At 61.3% G+C, this 17304-nt stretch carries 16 protein-coding genes; 9 read left to right on the top strand and 7 right to left on the bottom strand.

What is annotated here, in order from left to right:
• Positions 1–23 precede the first annotated feature (23 nt).
• On the top strand, positions 24–2288 hold the full coding sequence (parC, locus tag BM403_RS11345; protein ID WP_012721898.1) for a DNA topoisomerase IV subunit A: 2265 nt from the start codon (positions 24–26) through the stop codon (positions 2286–2288).
• A 176-nt stretch (positions 2289–2464) separates the two neighbouring features.
• Positions 2465–3175 carry a PqiC family protein gene (locus BM403_RS11340; RefSeq protein WP_043204688.1) on the top strand — a complete coding sequence of 237 codons (711 nt, stop codon included), beginning with the start codon at positions 2465–2467 and terminating at the stop codon, positions 3173–3175.
• A gap of 184 nt (positions 3176–3359) precedes the next feature.
• Here the strand turns inward: BM403_RS11340 and BM403_RS11335 are convergent, their stop codons facing one another.
• Entirely contained in the window at positions 3360–4889 is a 1530-nt protein-coding gene (locus BM403_RS11335; protein WP_093542828.1) for an AhpA/YtjB family protein, read from the bottom strand.
• Positions 4890–5022: 133 nt separating this feature from the next.
• Between BM403_RS11335 and serB the strand changes: the two genes are divergently transcribed.
• Positions 5023–6237 (top strand): phosphoserine phosphatase SerB, encoded by a 1215-nt coding sequence (gene serB, locus BM403_RS11330; RefSeq protein WP_012721901.1) that lies wholly within the window; start codon positions 5023–5025, stop codon positions 6235–6237.
• A gap of 60 nt (positions 6238–6297) precedes the next feature.
• Here serB and asd read toward each other — a convergent pair whose 3' ends face one another.
• The 3 genes from asd to BM403_RS11315 are packed head-to-tail and all read right to left on the bottom strand — an operon-like array spanning position 6298 to position 9583.
• Positions 6298–7158 (bottom strand): archaetidylserine decarboxylase, encoded by an 861-nt coding sequence (gene asd, locus BM403_RS11325; protein WP_012721902.1) that lies wholly within the window; start codon positions 7156–7158, stop codon positions 6298–6300.
• A gap of 16 nt (positions 7159–7174) precedes the next feature.
• A complete protein-coding gene (locus BM403_RS11320; protein WP_093542826.1) occupies positions 7175–7990 on the bottom strand; it encodes a rhodanese-like domain-containing protein in 816 nt (271 codons plus the stop codon).
• Between the two features lie 57 nt (positions 7991–8047).
• On the bottom strand, positions 8048–9583 hold the full coding sequence (locus tag BM403_RS11315) for an HDOD domain-containing protein (protein WP_046033922.1): 1536 nt from the start codon (positions 9581–9583) through the stop codon (positions 8048–8050).
• Positions 9584–9749: 166 nt separating this feature from the next.
• Between BM403_RS11315 and motA the strand changes: the two genes are divergently transcribed.
• Entirely contained in the window at positions 9750–10601 is an 852-nt protein-coding gene (motA, locus tag BM403_RS11310) for a flagellar motor stator protein MotA (RefSeq protein ID WP_012721905.1), read from the top strand.
• A gap of 3 nt (positions 10602–10604) precedes the next feature.
• On the top strand, positions 10605–11624 hold the full coding sequence (motB, locus tag BM403_RS11305) for a flagellar motor protein MotB (protein ID WP_012721906.1): 1020 nt from the start codon (positions 10605–10607) through the stop codon (positions 11622–11624).
• Between the two features lie 63 nt (positions 11625–11687).
• Here motB and BM403_RS11300 read toward each other — a convergent pair whose 3' ends face one another.
• Together BM403_RS11300 and rsgA are read right to left on the bottom strand one after the other, a co-directional pair.
• Positions 11688–12083, bottom strand: coding sequence for a type II toxin-antitoxin system PemK/MazF family toxin (locus BM403_RS11300; RefSeq protein WP_012721907.1), 396 nt, complete (start codon positions 12081–12083; stop codon positions 11688–11690).
• A 286-nt stretch (positions 12084–12369) separates the two neighbouring features.
• Positions 12370–13401 (bottom strand): small ribosomal subunit biogenesis GTPase RsgA, encoded by a 1032-nt coding sequence (gene rsgA, locus BM403_RS11295; protein ID WP_003171340.1) that lies wholly within the window; start codon positions 13399–13401, stop codon positions 12370–12372.
• A 108-nt stretch (positions 13402–13509) separates the two neighbouring features.
• Between rsgA and orn the strand changes: the two genes are divergently transcribed.
• Both orn and BM403_RS11285 read left to right on the top strand, forming a co-directional pair.
• Positions 13510–14052, top strand: coding sequence for an oligoribonuclease (orn, locus tag BM403_RS11290; RefSeq protein ID WP_003171343.1), 543 nt, complete (start codon positions 13510–13512; stop codon positions 14050–14052).
• Positions 14053–14235: 183 nt separating this feature from the next.
• Positions 14236–14850 (top strand): trimeric intracellular cation channel family protein, encoded by a 615-nt coding sequence (locus BM403_RS11285; RefSeq protein ID WP_012721908.1) that lies wholly within the window; start codon positions 14236–14238, stop codon positions 14848–14850.
• On the opposite strand, the gene queG is transcribed toward BM403_RS11285, so the two are convergent.
• On the bottom strand, positions 14847–15911 hold the full coding sequence (gene queG / locus BM403_RS11280) for a tRNA epoxyqueuosine(34) reductase QueG (RefSeq protein WP_012721909.1): 1065 nt from the start codon (positions 15909–15911) through the stop codon (positions 14847–14849). The genes BM403_RS11285 and queG overlap by 4 nt on opposite strands.
• A gap of 63 nt (positions 15912–15974) precedes the next feature.
• On the opposite strand from queG, the gene BM403_RS11275 reads away from it, so the two are divergent.
• Positions 15975–16835 carry an NAD(P)H-hydrate dehydratase gene (locus BM403_RS11275; protein WP_046033924.1) on the top strand — a complete coding sequence of 287 codons (861 nt, stop codon included), beginning with the start codon at positions 15975–15977 and terminating at the stop codon, positions 16833–16835.
• Entirely contained in the window at positions 16823–17293 is a 471-nt protein-coding gene (gene tsaE / locus BM403_RS11270; protein ID WP_046033925.1) for a tRNA (adenosine(37)-N6)-threonylcarbamoyltransferase complex ATPase subunit type 1 TsaE, read from the top strand. The genes BM403_RS11275 and tsaE overlap by 13 nt, the downstream gene beginning before the upstream one ends.
• Positions 17294–17304: the final 11 nt, after the last annotated feature.

The following is a 17304-nucleotide window of genomic DNA, read 5'->3' as shown; positions in this document are numbered from 1 at the left end:
TACCAAACAATGATGAGGCCCGCATGAGTGACATCCTCGCAGACAGCTTAGACGGCGTAGAACGCCGGTCGCTGGCTGACTTCACCGAAAATGCCTACCTCAACTACTCCATGTACGTGATCATGGACCGTGCCCTGCCGCATATCGGCGACGGCCTGAAGCCTGTACAGCGGCGCATTATCTACGCCATGAGTGAGTTGGGCCTGGACGCCGATTCCAAGCACAAGAAATCGGCGCGTACCGTCGGTGACGTGCTCGGTAAGTTCCACCCCCACGGCGACTCGGCGTGCTACGAAGCCATGGTGCTGATGGCCCAGCCGTTCAGCTACCGCTACACGCTGGTGGACGGCCAGGGCAACTGGGGTGCGCCGGATGATCCAAAGTCCTTCGCCGCGATGCGTTACACCGAAGCGCGTCTGTCGCGTTACTCGGAAGTACTGCTGAGCGAGCTGGGGCAGGGCACTGCGGACTGGGGGCCGAACTTTGACGGCACTCTCGACGAACCGCTGGTGTTGCCGGCACGTTTGCCGAATATCCTGCTCAATGGCACCACCGGTATCGCCGTCGGTATGGCCACAGATGTACCACCGCACAACCTGCGGGAAGTCGCCACGGCCTGCGTACGTTTGCTTGATGAGCCAAAGGCCACGGTGGAGCAACTCTGCGAGCACATCCAGGGCCCGGACTACCCGACCGAAGCGGAAATCATCACGCCGCGTGCCGACCTGCTGAAGATGTACGAAACCGGCAAGGGCTCGGTGCGCATGCGTGCCGTGTACCACATCGAGGATGGCGACATTATCGTAACCGCGCTGCCGCACCAGGTGTCCGGCGCCAAGGTGCTGGAGCAGATCGCCGCGTTGATGCAGGCCAAACCGTCGAAACTGCCGCAGGTCGCCGACCTGCGTGACGAGTCCGACCACGAAAACCCATGCCGCATCGTGATCATCCCGACCAACAGCCGGGTCGACCACGAAGTGCTGATGCAACACCTGTTCGCCAGCACTGAGTTGGAGTCCAGCTACCGGGTCAACGTCAATATCATCGGCCTGGACGGTAAGCCGCAGCTGAAAAACTTGCGCAACCTGCTGGTGGAGTGGCTGGAGTTCCGGATCAATACCGTGCGCCGCCGCCTGCAATTCCGCCTGGATAAGGTTGAGCGCCGCTTGCACCTGTTGGACGGCTTGCTGATCGCCTACCTCAACCTGGACGAAGTGATCCACATCATTCGTACCGCCGAGCACCCGAAAGCCGAGCTGATCGCGCGTTTCGAGCTGAGCGAAATCCAGGCTGACTACATCCTTGACACCCGCTTGCGCCAATTGGCGCGACTGGAAGAAATGAAGCTGCGTGACGAACAGGACGCGTTGCTCAAGGAACAAGCCAAGCTGCAAGCGCTGTTGGGCAGCGAAGCCAAGCTCAAGAAGCTGGTGCGCAGCGAGCTGATCAAAGACGCCGAAACCTATGGCGATGACCGTCGTTCGCCGATCGTGCAGCGTGCAGAGGCAAAAGCGCTGACCGAAACCGAGCTGCTGCCGAACGAGAAAATTACCGTCGTTCTGTCGGAAAAGGGTTGGGTTCGTTCCGCCAAGGGGCATGATATTGACGCCACTGGTTTGTCGTACAAGGCGGGTGACGGGTTCAAGACCGCTGCCGCCGGGCGTTCCAACCAGTTTGCGGTGTTTATTGACTCCACCGGACGCAGTTATTCGGTGCCGGCCCACACCTTGCCATCGGCACGGGGCCAGGGCGAGCCGTTGACGGGGCGGCTTACGCCGCCGCCGGGGGCGAATTTTGAATGTGTGCTGCTGCCGGACGACGACGCGCTTTACGTGATCGCCTCCGACGCGGGTTACGGTTTTGTGGTCAAGGGTGAAGACCTGCAGGCCAAGAACAAAGCGGGCAAGGCCTTGCTGAGCTTGCCGAACAACGCCAAGGTGATCCTGCCGCGGCCAGTGGACGACCGTGAGAGCAACTGGCTGGCGTCGGTGACAACTGAAGGGCGTTTGTTGGTGTTCAAAATCAGCGACTTGCCGCAGTTGGGCAAAGGTAAGGGTAACAAGATCATTGGTATTCCCGGCGAGCGGGTGGCCAGTCGCGAAGAGTACGTGACCGACATCGCAGTGATCCCGGAAGGCTCGACCTTGGTGCTTCAGGCCGGGAAACGCACGTTGTCACTGCGTCCCGACGACCTTGAGCACTACAAGGGCGAGCGTGGTCGGCGTGGTAACAAACTGCCTCGGGGCTTCCAGCGAGTGGATGCGTTGCTGGTGGAAACGCCGGTTTAACGCGTTTTAGAGCCCTCGATCTACGATTTAACGCGTAGATCGACGCTTTGGCGCTGGAGTCATGGCGCATATTCACGGATGATATGGCCTTTCCAGCGCCGGCGTGGCCGAGCGTGTTTAGGTTATTTTTAGTATTACATTGTGGTTCGCCTTGTGGCAGCCACCTGGATGGGATGATGACTGCTCCACGCCTTCCTTTTATTTTCATGCTCGCTGGCCTTTTGGGCCTGGCGGGTTGCAGCACACACCAGCCGGTGTCGCTGTACCAGTTGGACAGCGGAAGTCCAGCTCAACCTGCGCAGACTGCCGGCATGGCGGTGTTGCTGGGCCCGGTGGTCGTCGCCGACTACCTGCAACGTGAAACCCTTCTGCAACGTCAGAACGACGGCAGCCTGCAAGGTTCCACCGATGGTCGTTGGGCGGGCAGTTTATCGTCCGACATCAACCAACTGATGTTGCGCCAGGTGGCGGGTCAGTTGGACAGTCAGCGTGTGGTCCTGGCGCCGGCGCCAGCCGGTTTTTCGCCGGATGTACAGGTCTTGCTGACCATTACCCGGCTCGACTCCGGTACGTCGCAACCGGCGATCCTCGATGCGCAATGGCGCTTGATCGACCGTCGTGGCCAGGTACGCGATAACCGCATCGTGCACCTGCAGGAAGAACACACCGGTAGCACCGCGTCCCAGGTCCAGGCACAGGGCGTGTTGTTGCAGCATTTGGCGCAGCAGTTGTCGGTGGCTCTCAAGCCATTGGCCAACCAACCGCCGATTGCCGAGGCGCCCCGCAAGCAGAGCGCCCCGGTACAGGCCAAGCCGGCAGAGCCGCAGAAGCCGAAGATGCCGATGGCTACGCCGATCCGTACGGACATGGAAGTGTTCAGGTTCTGATCTGAATCGCGCATAAAAAAGGCCCGCTGACTCAGCGGGCCTTTTTATTTGTGCGCGGTTTGAGCCGCGCCGCTGACCCAATGTGGGAGGGGGCTTGCCCCCGATAGCGGTGGTTCAGTTAATGATGTGTTAACTGATACTCGGCTATCGGGAGCAAGCCCCCTCCCACAGGAGTCCTACCGTTTTATTTGGTGCGGGTCTCATGCATCCGCGCCAACTGCCGTTCCAGCATCGACGGGTACGGCTCCATCAACCGCTCCACGCAACTGGCACCCTCAGGGCTGGCAATCGGGCGGATGCGCGCGCGTTGGCGGATCAGCGTGTCTTCGCTGATCTTGCGCTCCACCAGCAGCAGGTTGCGGCTGTGTTGTGAGAGGGCCAATGCATCCTGGGCCATTTCGGTCAGCAACAGGTCGATCTGGCTCATGCCGAACAGGTCGTCGCCTACCGTCAGGCCGAGCTGCAATTGCAGGGTGATGCCGCTGTCGGCCACTTCGATCTGCAATTCATGGCCCAGGGCGCGCAGCAGCTCGCCGCAGCAAATCGCGTTGGTCAGGTAGTCTTCGCCGCTGTCTTCGCTGTGGAACAGCATCAACGTGCTGCCATCGTTCAGGGTGTGCAGTTCGCTCTGGTACAGCGAAGCAGCCTGGTCGAGGCAGTCACGGTAGCGTTCCAGCAATTCGGTCAGGCGGGCGCGGGGCAGGCGGCGCAGTTGGTCCTGGGCGCCCAGTTGTACGGCGAGCACTGCACTGTATTGCGGCTCGGTGCTGCGTACCGGGGCCGGCTTGGGCGCAATGGCGCTGTTGTCGGCGGACGTATCACGCAGGTCGGCAAAGGGATCGTCTTCGTCCAGCTCGTCTTCTTCGGCCTTGAATGCATGGCGCGGCGCAGGCTTGAGGCCCGCCACCGGAGGGCGCTCGTCGAAACCCGGATCACGCAGGTTGCGTACTTCAAACTCCGGCTCTTGCTCGTAGTCGGTGTCGTCGAACTCCGGTTCCGGCTCAACTTCAGGCACCACGGGTTCCGGGGCAAAGCTGGCGTGTAACTGGCGGGCGAGGTCGCCGATTTCATCCTGGCGGTCGGTGGCCGGGGTGTGCTCGTCAATGTCCCGCAGCCAGATACGCAGTTGCATCAAGGGCGTGGAAATGTGCCGACCCAGGCGTAAGCTCAAGGCCAGGGCCAATGCCAGCAGGATCGCGCTGAGGATCCCCATGCTCTGCAGGCTGATGGTCATCGGCTGCTGGAATTGCTGCATGTCCAGGCTGATGCGCAGTTGGCCGGCCTTCACATCCTGAAAGGTAATGTTGCTCTGGTAGAGGCCTTCAGCTTCACCCAGCAAGCCGTTTTTCGGGCGTTGCCCGGCCTCGGCCATGATCCGGTTGTCCACGCTGTAGATGGCGGCGTGGGCCACCAGCGGGTTCTTGGTCAGGTTGTTGAGCAGCACGTTGAGGCTGAGGATGTCGTTGGACACCAGCAGCTCAGTCGCCGAGGTGGCGGTCTGGGTGGTCAAGCTCTCGCCCAGGGCATCGGCTTGCTCGTGCATGGCCTGCTTGAACTGCAAACCCATCACGCAGGCGTAGATCACCAGGGCCAGGGCGACCAGGATCACGTTATGGCTGGCGATGCGTAATGCGATCGGTACACGGCGGTGGCGCAGTGCCCGGAAGATCAGCAGGAAGAAATTATCGGTTTTTACTGGCGTGGGCCGGTTCACTTGCGCTCGGCTCTTGGTCCGTGAAGTTGACGCGCAGTATAGCGACAGCCCTAGGACCGGCAAAGCGCTGGCTGTGCCCGATGGTCACTGAAAGTGGGTAGAATGCGGTTTTTTTCCAGCCTGGGGGTGCGCCTTGCGCGAAATTGTCCTGATTAACATCACTGGTGAAGACCGCCCGGGTCTTACTGCGGCTATTACGGGAGTGCTGGCCCAGGGTGGTGTGAACATTCTCGACATCGGCCAGGCGGTGATCCACGACACCCTGTCGTTTGGGATCCTGGTCGAGATCCCGAGCACGGAACAGGCGTCTTCGGTACTCAAGGACATCCTGTTTACGGCTTACAAGCTGGACCAGCAGGTGCGTTTCACGCCGGTGTCCGAAGAGGACTACCAGCAGTGGGTCGCCGGCCAGGGTAAGAAACGCCATATCGTGACGCTGCTGACCCGCAAGGTCACCGCCGAGCAACTGCAGCGCGTCAGCTCCATCACCGCGCACTATGGCCTGAATATCGACCATATCGACCGTCTGTCGGGTCGCATGCCGCTGGACACCCCGGCCGACAAGGGCAAGGGCTGCATCGAGTTCTCCGTGCGCGGTGAACCGGCCGACCCGCAAGCCCTGCGCGCCGAATTCCTCAGCGTGGCCCAGGAGCTGAACGTCGATATCGCCTTCCAGGAAGATTCGCTGTTCCGTCGCAACCGTCGCCTGGCGGTGTTCGACATGGACTCGACGCTGATCGAAGCTGAAGTCATCGACGAACTGGCCAAGGCGGCCGGCGTGGGCGAGCAGGTTTCCGCAATCACCGAGCGCGCCATGGCCGGTGAACTCGATTTCCGCGCCAGCTTCAAAGAGCGCCTCGCGCTGCTCAAGGGCCTGGACGTGAGCGTGCTGGACGCCATCGGCGCCTCCCTGCGCCTGACCGAAGGCGCCGAAACCCTGTTCGCCGAACTCAAGCGCCTGGGTTACAAGACCGCCATTCTGTCGGGCGGCTTCACCTACTTCGCCAAGCAATTGCAGGCCAAGCTGGGCATCGACTATGTGTTCGCCAACGAGCTGGAAGTGGTGGATGGCAAGGTGACCGGCGTGGCGGTGGAGCCGATTGTCGACGCCCAGCGCAAAGCGGACTTGCTGAAGGAACTGGCCCACAAGGAAGGTTTGCGCCTGGAGCAGACCATTGCGGTCGGCGATGGGGCCAATGACTTGCCGATGCTGGCGATTGCCGGGTTGGGCGTGGCGTTCCGTGCCAAGCCGCTGGTGAAACAGTCGGCCAAGCAGGCGATTTCGACGTTGGGGCTGGACGGGGTGTTGTATCTGTTGGGCTTCCGCGACCGCGATGGTCAGCTTTAACTGAATAAACGCAGTTCAAAATGTGGGAGGGGGCTTGCCCCCTCCCACATTGAGTTTGCGTCAAGCTTTAGGCGCGGCGATGCCTTGGCCCATTTGCACCGGGCTGCCCGCCACCAATTCTTCCGCCCACTTCACCTGATCCGGCCCGAACAGCACGATCGCGGTCGAACCCAGTTTGAAGCGACCCAGCTCCGCACCCTTCTCCAGGTGAATCGGCGCACGTGCTGCTTCGTCATAGCGGAAGGTTTTCAGCTCGCGCTTCGGCGGCGTCACCAGCCCGGCCCACACGGTTTCAATCGACGCCACAATCATCGCGCCCACCAATACCACGGCCATCGGGCCGCGTTCGGTGTCGAAGATGCACGCAACGCGCTCGTTACGTGCGAACAGCTCGGGTACGTTTTCCGCGGTGGTCTGGTTCACCGAGAAGATACGTCCAGGGATGTAGACCATCTCGCGCAGAGTGCCGGCGAGTGGCATGTGCACGCGGTGGTAGTCTTTCGGCGACAGGTAAACGGTGGCGAAATCGCCGCCCATGAACGGCGCCGACAAGGCCGCATCGCCACCCAGCAGTTCCAGCACGCTGAAGCTGTGGCCTTTGGCCTGGAACACACGACCATGCTCGATCGGGCCAAGCTGGCTGACTGCGCCATCGGCGGGGCTCAACACCGCACCAGGGGTTTGATCCAGTGGGCGTGCGCCGTCTTTCAATGCGCGAGTGAAGAAGGCGTTGAAGTGCTCATAAGCGGTCAGGTCCTCAACCAGGGCCTGGGACATGTCCACTTGATAGCGCTTGGCGAACCAGGCGGTGAAGGCATTCTTGAACCAGCGCACGCGGCACTCGGCAATGCAGCCTGCCAGGCGCGACAGCAGGTGGTGCGGCAGCAAGTACTGGCTGAGGATAAACAACTGCTTTTTCATTTACTGTCCTTAAACCTTAAATCTCGACGGGGGTGTCGGGGTGGTTGCCCCATTCGCCCCAGGAACCGGCATAACCTTTGACTCGCGGATAACCGAGCGCCTTGGCCACCAGGTAGGTGAAGCCAGAGCGGTGGTGAGTCTGGCAGTGGGTGATGATTTCTTTGTCTTTGGTCAGCCCGAGGTCTTCGAGGATCTGCGGCATGTCGCGGCGGATACGCAGGTTGCGTGCCTTGTCCATGCCGGCCGTCCATTCGAAGTTCACCGCGCCGGGGATATGCCCGCCTTTGGCCGCCAGCACCTTCTCGCCGGAATACTCCAGCGGGCCGCGTGCGTCCCAGATGCCCAGGTCGGCCGCGCCCAGGCGGCTTTGCAGGTATTCACGGGTGGCGGTGGGGCCGTCGTGCAGCGTCAGGCTGACCGGGCCGCCGACTGGCGCGGGCACGTCGGTGGAGACCGGGTGTTTTTCGTCCAGCCACGCCGGCAGGCCGCCGTCAAGGTAGTGGTATTTCTGGTGGCCGATCACATCGAGCATCCAGATAAAACGCCCGGCCCAGCCGCCGCCTTCGTCGTCATAGACCACGTAGGTGGCGTCGGGGGTATGGCCCAATTCGCCGAACAGTGTTTCCAGGTCAGCTTTGTTGGGCAGCAAACCGGGCGCCGGCGCCTGGCCCAACTGGGTGCGCTTGGGGTCAACGAAATGCGCGCCGGGGATATGCCCTTCGGCGTAGCGGGCGGCACTGGTGAGGTCCACCAGAATCAGGTGTTCGGCCTCCAGGCGGCCGAGCAGGTCGCCGGATTCGATCACCAGCGGCAAGCCAGAGAAGTCAGGCATGTGAGGTCTCCTGGGCACAAATGTTGGCATTAAAGGAGCGCGATTGTAGCGCAAGCATCAGGCGCTGCGGTTGGTAAAGCAGTGCAGGGCTTTCTCGATGCATTGGGCGGTTTTGCCGAAGGCCTGCACGGTGGTTTCCGAGAACGGCCCGCCACCCTGGTCGGCCACCATCAGCATCACCACCTTGCCATTGCAGCTCAGGGAGCGCAGCAATAGGTGTTCGCCAGTAAACAGGCGGCGCAGGATCGGCGGCAGCAGTGCCGAGAACTGCGCGTGGTTGTCCGGTGTGAGGCGCACCTGGGCGGACTTTTCCAGCAGGCGTTGCAGCAGCGTGCTGTTGACCACGTCCAGGCTCAGGTTGGCTGCGTCTTTCGGCAGGCCGTCGACCTGGTGCACGCGCAACATGCTCTGCGCGCGATCGGTCATCAGCAGCATGACCCGCTGCATGCCGCTGGCCACCAAGGCCTCCTTGGCGCACGTGGTCAGGTGCATGGCGTTGGCAAAGCGGCTGGGCTCTACCAGCAGCTCGGTGCAGCGCTTGCGCCACACGGCCAGGGCCTCGGCGGTGGGCGGTGGCGCGGGTAGCAGGCCACGATGAATTTTCTGCACATGCCAGGGCCAGATCAGCGACAGCGCCGGGTGCCAGAGGTCGGGCATCAACGTGTTGCGGGCGCTGGCGACGGCTTGCTGGTGAACCTGTTGTTGCACCTCGCCCAACGGCTGTTGCAGGTACAGCGCCGTGAGGCGCTGCCAGCGCTCGGTATGCGGGCAGGTCCAGGACTCCTGGGCCGACATCGCCAGGCCGTTGGCCAGCAACACCGTATTGGCCGGCTGGTTGAGCCAGCGGCGCAGGTTGGGTTCGGCGTCGAGCAATTGTTGATGGCGCAGGGAGTCATCTTCGCGGGCGATATGCAGCGCCTTGACCAGCAAACGCTGTTCGGTCAGCAGCAGCTTGTAGCCCTGGGATACCCAGATCGGCAGGTGCCAGGCGTCGGTCAGGCCGACGCACAGGTCCAGCAGGCGCACGCCGAATAAGGCCTGTTCCACCTCGCGGGCCGACTGGCCTTTGTGGATCACCCGCAGTTCCCATTCTTCCAGGAGTTTGGGGTACGCGACCGCCATCGGCCACAGCGGCGACAGAAACAGCAGGCTACCCCAGTGAATGTCTTGCCACAGGCGCGCCAGGCGGCTGCCGAACAAACCGTTGGCTTGCTGCGAAGCGTGCTGGCTCACCAGCAACAATTGGCGCAGTGCCACGGGAATCTCGTTTTCGGGCACTGCGGGCAAGCGCGCCAGCAGTTCTTCGGCGCGCTTGAGGCCCAGGCGGTTAAGCGCCACTTCGAGATTTTCTGCCGGCTCAGCCAGGCTGCCGTGGGTGTGGCTGTTGGCCTCGCGCATCACGCTGAGCACCAGCGCCGGGCTGTCTTGCATCAGCTCGGCAATATCCCGCAATGAACTGCGGCTGTCGCGGATGCCCTTGCACACACGGTCGTGGCTGGCCTGTGGAACAGGCAGCAGCACATCGTCCAGGCGCTTGATCCAAGCGGCGAGAGAGGTAGGTTTAGCAGTTGGGACTGTCGTTTCATTAGCCATGATTGGGGCGCGATCATCACTTGCGGTCAACACACCCGGAGCGGGCCGAACTGGCTTTTCGCCTTAACGGGCTATAGTCTGGCGCAGTTTTGCCGATAAGAGGAACAAGAGTTTTCAGTTCCCCCCAATATGTCCATGAACCCGACGGCGCAAGTACTCATCTCCTATGGCTAAAATTATCGGCATCATTGTCGTCATCGCAAGTGTGCTCGGTGGGTACGTCCTGTCCCACGGTAAAATTGCTGCGCTGATCCAGCCCTTCGAAGTGCTGATCATCGGTGGTGCGGCATTCGGCGCATTCTTGCAGGCGAACCCCGGCTACATGACGATGCACGTGGTCAAGAAATCCCTGGGCATGTTCGGTTCACGCTTCACTCACACCTTCTATCTGGAGGTGTTGGGCCTGGTCTACGAGATCCTCAACAAGAGCCGCCGCGAAGGCATGATGGCCATCGAAGGTGACATTGAGGACGCTGCGGCCAGCCCGATTTTCGCCAAGTACCCGGCCGTGCTCAAAGATGAGCGCATGACCGCCTATATCTGTGACTACTTGCGCATCATGTCCTCCGGCAACATGGCTCCCCATGAGCTGGAAGGCCTGTTCGACATGGAGTTGTTCAGCCTTAAGGAAGAGCTGGAGCACCCGTCCCACGCCGTGACCGGTATCGCTGATGGTATGCCGGGTTTCGGTATCGTCGCGGCGGTACTCGGTATCGTGGTGACCATGGCCTCCCTGGGTGAAGGCGACCAGGCCGCCATCGGTATGCACGTCGGTGCGGCACTGGTCGGTACCTTCTTCGGTATTCTCGCGGCTTACGGCTTCTTCGGTCCGTTGGCCACCTCCCTGGCCCATGACGCCAAGGAAGAAATCAACCTGTACGAATCGATCAAGGCCAGCCTGGTGGCTTCCGCTTCCGGCATGCCGCCGTCGCTGGCGGTGGAGTTCGGCCGTAAAGTGCTGTACCCCAAGCATCGCCCAAGCTTCGCCGAGTTGGAACAAGCGGTTCGCGGTCGCTAAGCCATGGAAAACAACCAGCCGATAATCATCAAGCGCGTCAAGCGCTTCGCTGCGGGGCACCATGGTGGCGCCTGGAAAATCGCCTTCGCCGACTTTGCGACGGCGATGATGGCGTTCTTCCTGGTGCTGTGGCTGATGTCCACCGCCACGCCGGAACAGAAGATTGCCATCGCCGGCTACTTCAAAGACCCCATTGGTTTCTCGGAAAGTGGCACGCCGTTCGTGATCGACCTGGGCGGTTCGCCGCAGTTGGCGCCTGAGCGCACTATCAACCCGGAAGTCAAAACCGAAGCGCCTCAGGAAAAGATCCCGATCGAGCGCGATACCGTTGAGGCCATGGCCGAGCAGGTCGAGCAAGAGCGCCTGGAACTGTTGCTGCAAGAACTGCAGACCAAGGTTGAGGAAAACCCGCAACTGCTGAAGTTCAAGGACCAGATTTCGTTCGAGATCACCCCGGACGGCTTGCGCATCCAGATCACCGATGCGGCCAACCGGCCGATGTTCGACTCCGGCAGTGCGCGCCTGAAGCCGTACTTTGAAGACATCCTGCTGGCCATGGCCGACACCATCAAGGCGGTGCCGAACAAGATCAGCATCAGCGGCCACACCGACGCCAAGCCGTATGCGGGCCAGGGCGACTTCGGCAACTGGGAGCTTTCGGCCAACCGTGCCAACGCCGCACGTCGCGCGCTGGTGGCCGGCAGCTACCCGGACCCGCAAGTGGCGCGGGTGGTGGGGTTTGCATCGTCGCAGCTGTTTGATCACAAGGACCCGTTCAACCCGATCAACCGCCGTATCGATATCGTCGTGCTGACCAAAAAGGCCCAGCGTGCGATTGAAGGTGATCAGCAGCCGGCTCCGCCGCCCACTCCGGGTGCAGGCGCACCGGGTGAGGTTCCGACCGATCCGAACGCCATTCCGCCAGGGCAAGAGCCATTGCCGGCGCATGAACTGCGCCAGAAGCTGAATCTGTTTGATGAGGGTGGGGTGAAGGATCCTACGGTGCCTAAGGCTGGGTCGTAAGCCACATCCTATAGGCACCACCCATTAAAACGCCCCGACTGATCGGGGCGTTTTAATTTCTGGTCAGAGCGGGAGATAGGCTTTGACACCGCTGATGACGCCTCGCATGTCCTCGGTGCAGAGGCGTGGGACGAAGTACTCGCGCCCTTTCGATCGGGTCTTCCTATGGAGTTTGTCGAGGCGCTCGAAGCTGACGGTATAAATCATGTCGCACTTCACCCACAGCGCCTTGTAGCCATCGGATTGAAGTGGATTTGTACGTAGCAAGTGGTGCCAGTCGTGCTGTATCTCGGGAGCGGTAGATGAGATCGGCACCACGGTGCAGAGTTTGCGATTATGGGTTGCAGTAGGGGATATCACGACGACCTTGCGGATCTTCAGCATCTCCGGGGCAACAAAACCTCGTGTGAAGTCGCAGAGCAGTACATCGCCTTGTTTGGGGTGATAGTAGAGAGCCAATCGTTAATTCCCCACAAAAAGCAAAGCCGCCCGAAGGCGGCTTCATTCGACGCGCAGTGGAGCTTGCTTCGCCCCTTCTGCGCCGCTGGATCAACCCCGAGAAGGATCCAGACTCCTGCCAGCTTGCGCTGGTGACGGAGAGATTATGAGCATCAGGGATTTCGAATTCAAGCTGGCTTGCGTCGACGAGCCACCCAGTTGTTTCGAATTCTTGATGCCAGCCCCCGTTAAATCAATGGACTAGCGCGCTTTGCGCCGCCATTTATATGTGTCAAGAAATGGCCGCTCAATAACTGCTTTCGGGCAAACTCGCAATAATCGACCGATAGCTATTCATCCGCTGCTGCTGCACACGCCCATCTTCCAAGGCCTTGAGCAGCGCACAGCCCGGCTCGCGGTCGTGTTTGCAATCGCGGAAGCGACAGGTGCCGATCAGGTCGTTGAATTCGATAAAGCCCGCTTCCACGTCGCTGCGGCTGACGTGGCCGAGGCCGAATTCGCGGATACCCGGGGAGTCGATCAGCTCACCGCCTCCGGGGAAGTGGAACAGTCGCGCGGTGGTGGTGGTGTGAGTGCCCTGGCCGGACAGTTCCGACAGTGGGCCCACGCGGGTGTCGACTTCCGGCAGCAGGCTGTTGACCAGCGAGGATTTACCCACGCCCGATTGGCCGACAAACACGCTGATACGTCCGTCCAGCTGCTGTTGCAGCTGTTCCATGCCATTGCCGTGATGCGCCGACACTTCCAGCACTGGGTAGCCGAGGGTGCGGTACACCGCCAGCAAGGCGTTGAGCGCTGGGGCGTTCTGCTCGTCAATCAGGTCGAATTTGTTCAGCAGCAGCAGCGGACGAATGCCCGCGTGCTCGGCGGCGACCAGGTAACGGTCAATCAGGTTGGCATGGGGCTCGGGCAGCGGCGCGAACACAATGACGATCATGTCGACGTTGGCCGCTACCGGCTTGAGCTGGCCACGACTGTCCGGGCGACGCAGTTCGGTGGTGCGTGGCAACTGGGCGACGATCACGCCGATACCCTGGTTGCCGGCCCGCCATACCACTTTATCGCCGGTGACCAGCGCAGGAAGGTTGGCGCGCAGGTGGCAACGGGACACTGACCCTGCGAGTTCGCCTTCGAGCGCCTCGACTTCGACCTGCACACCAAAGTGCGCGATCACCAGGCCCGTCTGCTCGGGGCCCAGGTCGCCGCCCTCGAGCGCTTCCACGGCGGAGGATTCACGTTTGGCGGCGCGTGCGGCGCGTTCGCCTTGAATCTTTTCGATGCGCCAGTTTTGGCGACGGTTGAGCTGGCGTTTGGCCATTGGTGTTCCGTGTCGATAATGCAAAGGTTAGGTAAAACGGTCGCGAGTCTAGCACGCCCCTGCCTGCTAAACTGCGCAGCTACGCCAAGGTGCCAAGAGAATCAAGCCATGCAAAACCCACAGAACCTGATTTGGATCGATCTGGAAATGACCGGTCTGAACCCCGACACCGACGTCATCATCGAGATGGCGACCATTGTCACCGACAGCAACCTCAACACCTTGGCGGAAGGTCCGGTGATCGCCATCCACCACAGCGACGCCGTACTCGCCACCATGGACGAGTGGAACACCCGCACCCACGGCAACTCCGGCCTGACCCAGCGCGTGCGCGACAGTCGCATCAGCATGGCGGAGGCCGAGGCTGAAACCATCGCCTTCCTGGAAAAGTGGGTGCCCAAGGGCAAGTCGCCGATCTGCGGCAACAGCATCTGCCAGGACCGGCGCTTCCTTTATACGCACATGAAGGGGCTGGAAAGCTACTTCCACTACCGCAATCTGGATGTGTCCACCTTGAAAGAGCTGGCTGCGCGCTGGGCGCCGGAAGTCAAAGACAGCTTCCATAAAGGCAGCACTCACTTGGCGCTGGACGATATTCGCGAGTCGATTGCTGAGCTGCAGCATTACCGCAAGCATTTCATCAAGGCCTGAGTGTTTGGCGCCTGTATCGGCCTCATCGGGGGCACGCCCCCTTCCACACCTTGATGTGTGAACGCAGTCAAATGTGGGAGGGGGCTTGCCCCCGATGACGTGACGCGGTCTTTCGCCAAGCGCCCCCTTTTGGTGCCATCAGCAAATGATTAGACTGCCGGCCTCAATGCAAGGATCGCCCTTATGCTGCTGATGCTCTACCTCATCGCCATCACCGCCGAAGCCATGACCGGTGCGTTGTCCGCCGGGCGGCGTGGCATGGACTGGTTTGGTGTGGTGCTGATCGCGTGTGTGACGGCGCTGGGCGGTGGTTCGGTGCGTGACGTGTTGCTCGGCCATTACCCGCTGACCTGGGTCAAGCACCCGGAATACCTGGTGCTGACCTCCGTTGCCGCGCTGGTGACGATCTTCATCGCCCCACTGATGCGCCATCTGCGCTCGCTGTTCCTGGCGCTCGACGCCGTGGGCCTGGTGGCCTTCACCCTGATCGGCTGCATGACCGCCCTGGAAATGGGCCACGGCATGCTCGTGGCGTCGGTCAGTGGGGTGATCACCGGCGTATTCGGCGGCATCTTGCGCGACATTTTCTGCAACGATATCCCGCTGATCTTCCGCCGCGAGCTGTACGCCAGCGTCTCGTTCCTCGCCGCCTGGTTCTATTTGCTGTGCCTTTATCTGGAGTTGCCCAGCGAACAAGCGATTCTGCTGACCCTGTTCAGCGGTTTTCTATTGCGCCTGCTCGCAATCCGCTTTCACTGGGAAATGCCCAAGTTTGTCTACAACGACGACGTGCACTAGCGCGAAGCGTGCTGGTTCAGCGCCCATTCCACGTGCTCACGCACCAGCTCGGAGGGGTAATCCTGGCGTGCCTTCAAGGCTTCCAGCACCGGAATGCTCGACGGCGCGTTGCCCAGGCCTACCGCCAGGTTGCGTAACCAGCGCTCATAACCGGCGCGACGTAGCGGCGAGCCTTCGGTGCTGCTGAGGAATTTATCCTCGTCCCACATAAACAGTTCGGCCAGTTCCGCGTTATCCAGGTTGTGGCGTGGCTTGAAATCGCTTTCGGCGGTGGCGCCGGCGAAACGATTCCACGGGCAAACGATCTGACAGTCATCGCAGCCAAACACGCGGTTGCCGATCAACGGGCGCAAGTCTTCGGGGATCGCGCTTTTGAGCTCAATGGTCAGGTAGGAAATACAGCGCCTCGCGTCCAGCACATAGGGGCCGACGAAGGCATTGGTGGGGCAGATATCCAGGCACGCCGTGCAGCGCCCGCAGTGTTCGGTGCTGTGGGGCGGGTCCACTGGCAGCGGTAAGTCGACAAACAGTTCGCTCAGGAAGAAGTAACTGCCGGCCTTGCGATTGAGGACCAGGGTGTTTTTACCGATCCAGCCCAACCCGGCTTTTTCGGCGATGGCTTTTTCCAGCACCGGTGCGCTGTCGACGAAGGCGCGGAAACCAAAGGGGCCGATCTGCGCTTGAATGCGGTCGGCCAGTTGCTGCACGCGCTTGCGGATCAGCTTGTGGTAGTCGCGGCCCAGGGCGTAGCGCGAGATATAGGCTTTTTCCGGCTTGGCCAGCAGCTGCGCCATCTGCGTGTCGCCGGGCAGGTAGTCCATGCGCAGCGAGACCACGCGCAAAGTACCGGGCACCAGCTCTTCGGGGTGCGAGCGTTTGCTGCCATGGGCGCCCATGTACTCCATCTCGCCGTGGTAACCCGCGTCGAGCCAGCGTTGCAGGTGCTGTTCATGCTCGGCCAGGTCCAGGCCGCTGATGCCGACTTGTTGAAAGCCCAGCTCGCGGCCCCAGTCTTTGATCGATTGGGCGAGGGCAGGCAGATCGGTGGTGATGGCAGGCATGAGACAAGGGAAACCGCAGGTTAGATAGGTATAATTCTGCCAGACATCGGAGCTTGAAGACGCATGCCGCAGACAAAACACGCAATAACCGACGTACAGCCCCTGTTGCACGGCCACTTGCCGCAACTGGCCGCACGTTCCCCGGACGCCCATAAAGGCCAGTTCGGCCACCTGTTGGTCATTGGTGGTGACCGCGGCTTTGGCGGCGCAGCGCTGTTGAGTGCCGAAAGTGCCCTGCGCAGTGGCGCCGGCATGGTATCCCTGGCGACCCGCCTGGAGCACGTTTCCGCGGCGTTGACGCGTTTGCCGGAGGTCATGTCCATTGGGGTGAGCTCGGCCAATCAACTGATGAGCCTGTTGGAAAAAATCTCGGTCATTGTGATCGGTCCCGGCCTGGGCGATGCCGCTTGGGGCAAAAGCCTCTTGTCCGTTGCGGCCAACGCCAAGCAGCCGCAAGTCTGGGATGCCGACGCGCTGAATCAACTCGCCACCGGCAGCGTCGTCCTACCGGACAACTGCGTGATCACTCCGCATCCGGGGGAGGCTGCGCGCTTGCTGGGTATGTCGACAGCCGAGGTTCAGGCTGATCGTCTTAAGGTAGCGCGCGCGTTGAGCGAGAAATTCAACGCCGTGGCTATCCTCAAGGGGGCTGGCAGTTTGATTGCCAGCCCGGACGGACGTGTTTCGCGATGTGACCAAGGCCACCCGGCCATGGCCGCGGCGGGGCTCGGTGACGTGTTGGCCGGCCTGGTGGGGGCACTGCTTGCCCAAGGCATGCCGGCTTTTGAGGCAAGCTGCCTGGCCGTGTGGTTGCACGCCACGGCGGGGGATCGCCAGGGGACCTTTGGTCGCGGGCTGGCGGCAAGCGACCTGATACCCGCCATTCGTCAATTGCTGGAGGAGCAGTCGCCGTGTCTGAAGTAATCCTTTTCCTGGCCGATGAAGAGGCCATGGTTGCTTTCGGCCAGCGCATTGCCCAGGTCACCGCCGGGGCAGGGCTGATCTTTCTGGAGGGCGACCTGGGGGCGGGCAAGACCACACTGTCCCGGGGGATCATTCGCGGATTGGGGCACGCCGGGGCGGTAAAAAGCCCAACGTTCACCTTGGTGGAACCCTATGAAATTGGCGAGGTGCGGGCGTTCCATTTCGACCTCTATCGCCTGGTCGATCCCGAAGAGCTGGAGTTCATGGGCATCCGTGATTACTTCGATGAAGATGCGTTGTGCCTGATCGAGTGGCCAGATAAAGGCACAGGCTTTTTGCCAAAGCCGGACCTGACCATTACCATTACGCCGCATGAGCATGGACGTCAGCTGAAGTTGTTGCCCCAAAGCGCGCGCGGCCAGTCGTGGTGCGCCGCTTTGGCATTGGAATTCAAATAATTGGTGGGGTT

Source organism: Pseudomonas sp. OV546 (assembly GCF_900116845.1).
Classification (GTDB): domain Bacteria; phylum Pseudomonadota; class Gammaproteobacteria; order Pseudomonadales; family Pseudomonadaceae; genus Aquipseudomonas; species Aquipseudomonas petroselini.
This window is presented reverse-complemented; position numbering and strand designations above follow the sequence as displayed.

Excerpts from the sequence above, each read along its gene's own strand:
- BM403_RS11340 (WP_043204688.1), top strand. The coding sequence starts at position 2,465 with ATGACTGCTCCACGCCTTCCTTTTATTTTCATGCTCGCTGGCCTTTTG.
- BM403_RS11315 (WP_046033922.1), bottom strand. The coding sequence starts at position 9,583 with ATGGCTAATGAAACGACAGTCCCAACTGCTAAACCTACCTCTCTCGCC.
- rsgA (WP_003171340.1), bottom strand. The coding sequence starts at position 13,401 with ATGGCCAAACGCCAGCTCAACCGTCGCCAAAACTGGCGCATCGAAAAG.
- BM403_RS11275 (WP_046033924.1), top strand. The coding sequence starts at position 15,975 with ATGCCGCAGACAAAACACGCAATAACCGACGTACAGCCCCTGTTGCAC.
- asd (WP_012721902.1), bottom strand. The coding sequence starts at position 7,158 with ATGAAAAAGCAGTTGTTTATCCTCAGCCAGTACTTGCTGCCGCACCAC.
- orn (WP_003171343.1), top strand. The coding sequence starts at position 13,510 with ATGCAAAACCCACAGAACCTGATTTGGATCGATCTGGAAATGACCGGT.
- motB (WP_012721906.1), top strand. The coding sequence starts at position 10,605 with ATGGAAAACAACCAGCCGATAATCATCAAGCGCGTCAAGCGCTTCGCT.
- motA (WP_012721905.1), top strand. The coding sequence starts at position 9,750 with ATGGCTAAAATTATCGGCATCATTGTCGTCATCGCAAGTGTGCTCGGT.
- parC (WP_012721898.1), top strand. The coding sequence starts at position 24 with ATGAGTGACATCCTCGCAGACAGCTTAGACGGCGTAGAACGCCGGTCG.
- BM403_RS11320 (WP_093542826.1), bottom strand. The coding sequence starts at position 7,990 with ATGCCTGACTTCTCTGGCTTGCCGCTGGTGATCGAATCCGGCGACCTG.
- BM403_RS11285 (WP_012721908.1), top strand. The coding sequence starts at position 14,236 with ATGCTGCTGATGCTCTACCTCATCGCCATCACCGCCGAAGCCATGACC.
- queG (WP_012721909.1), bottom strand. The coding sequence starts at position 15,911 with ATGCCTGCCATCACCACCGATCTGCCTGCCCTCGCCCAATCGATCAAA.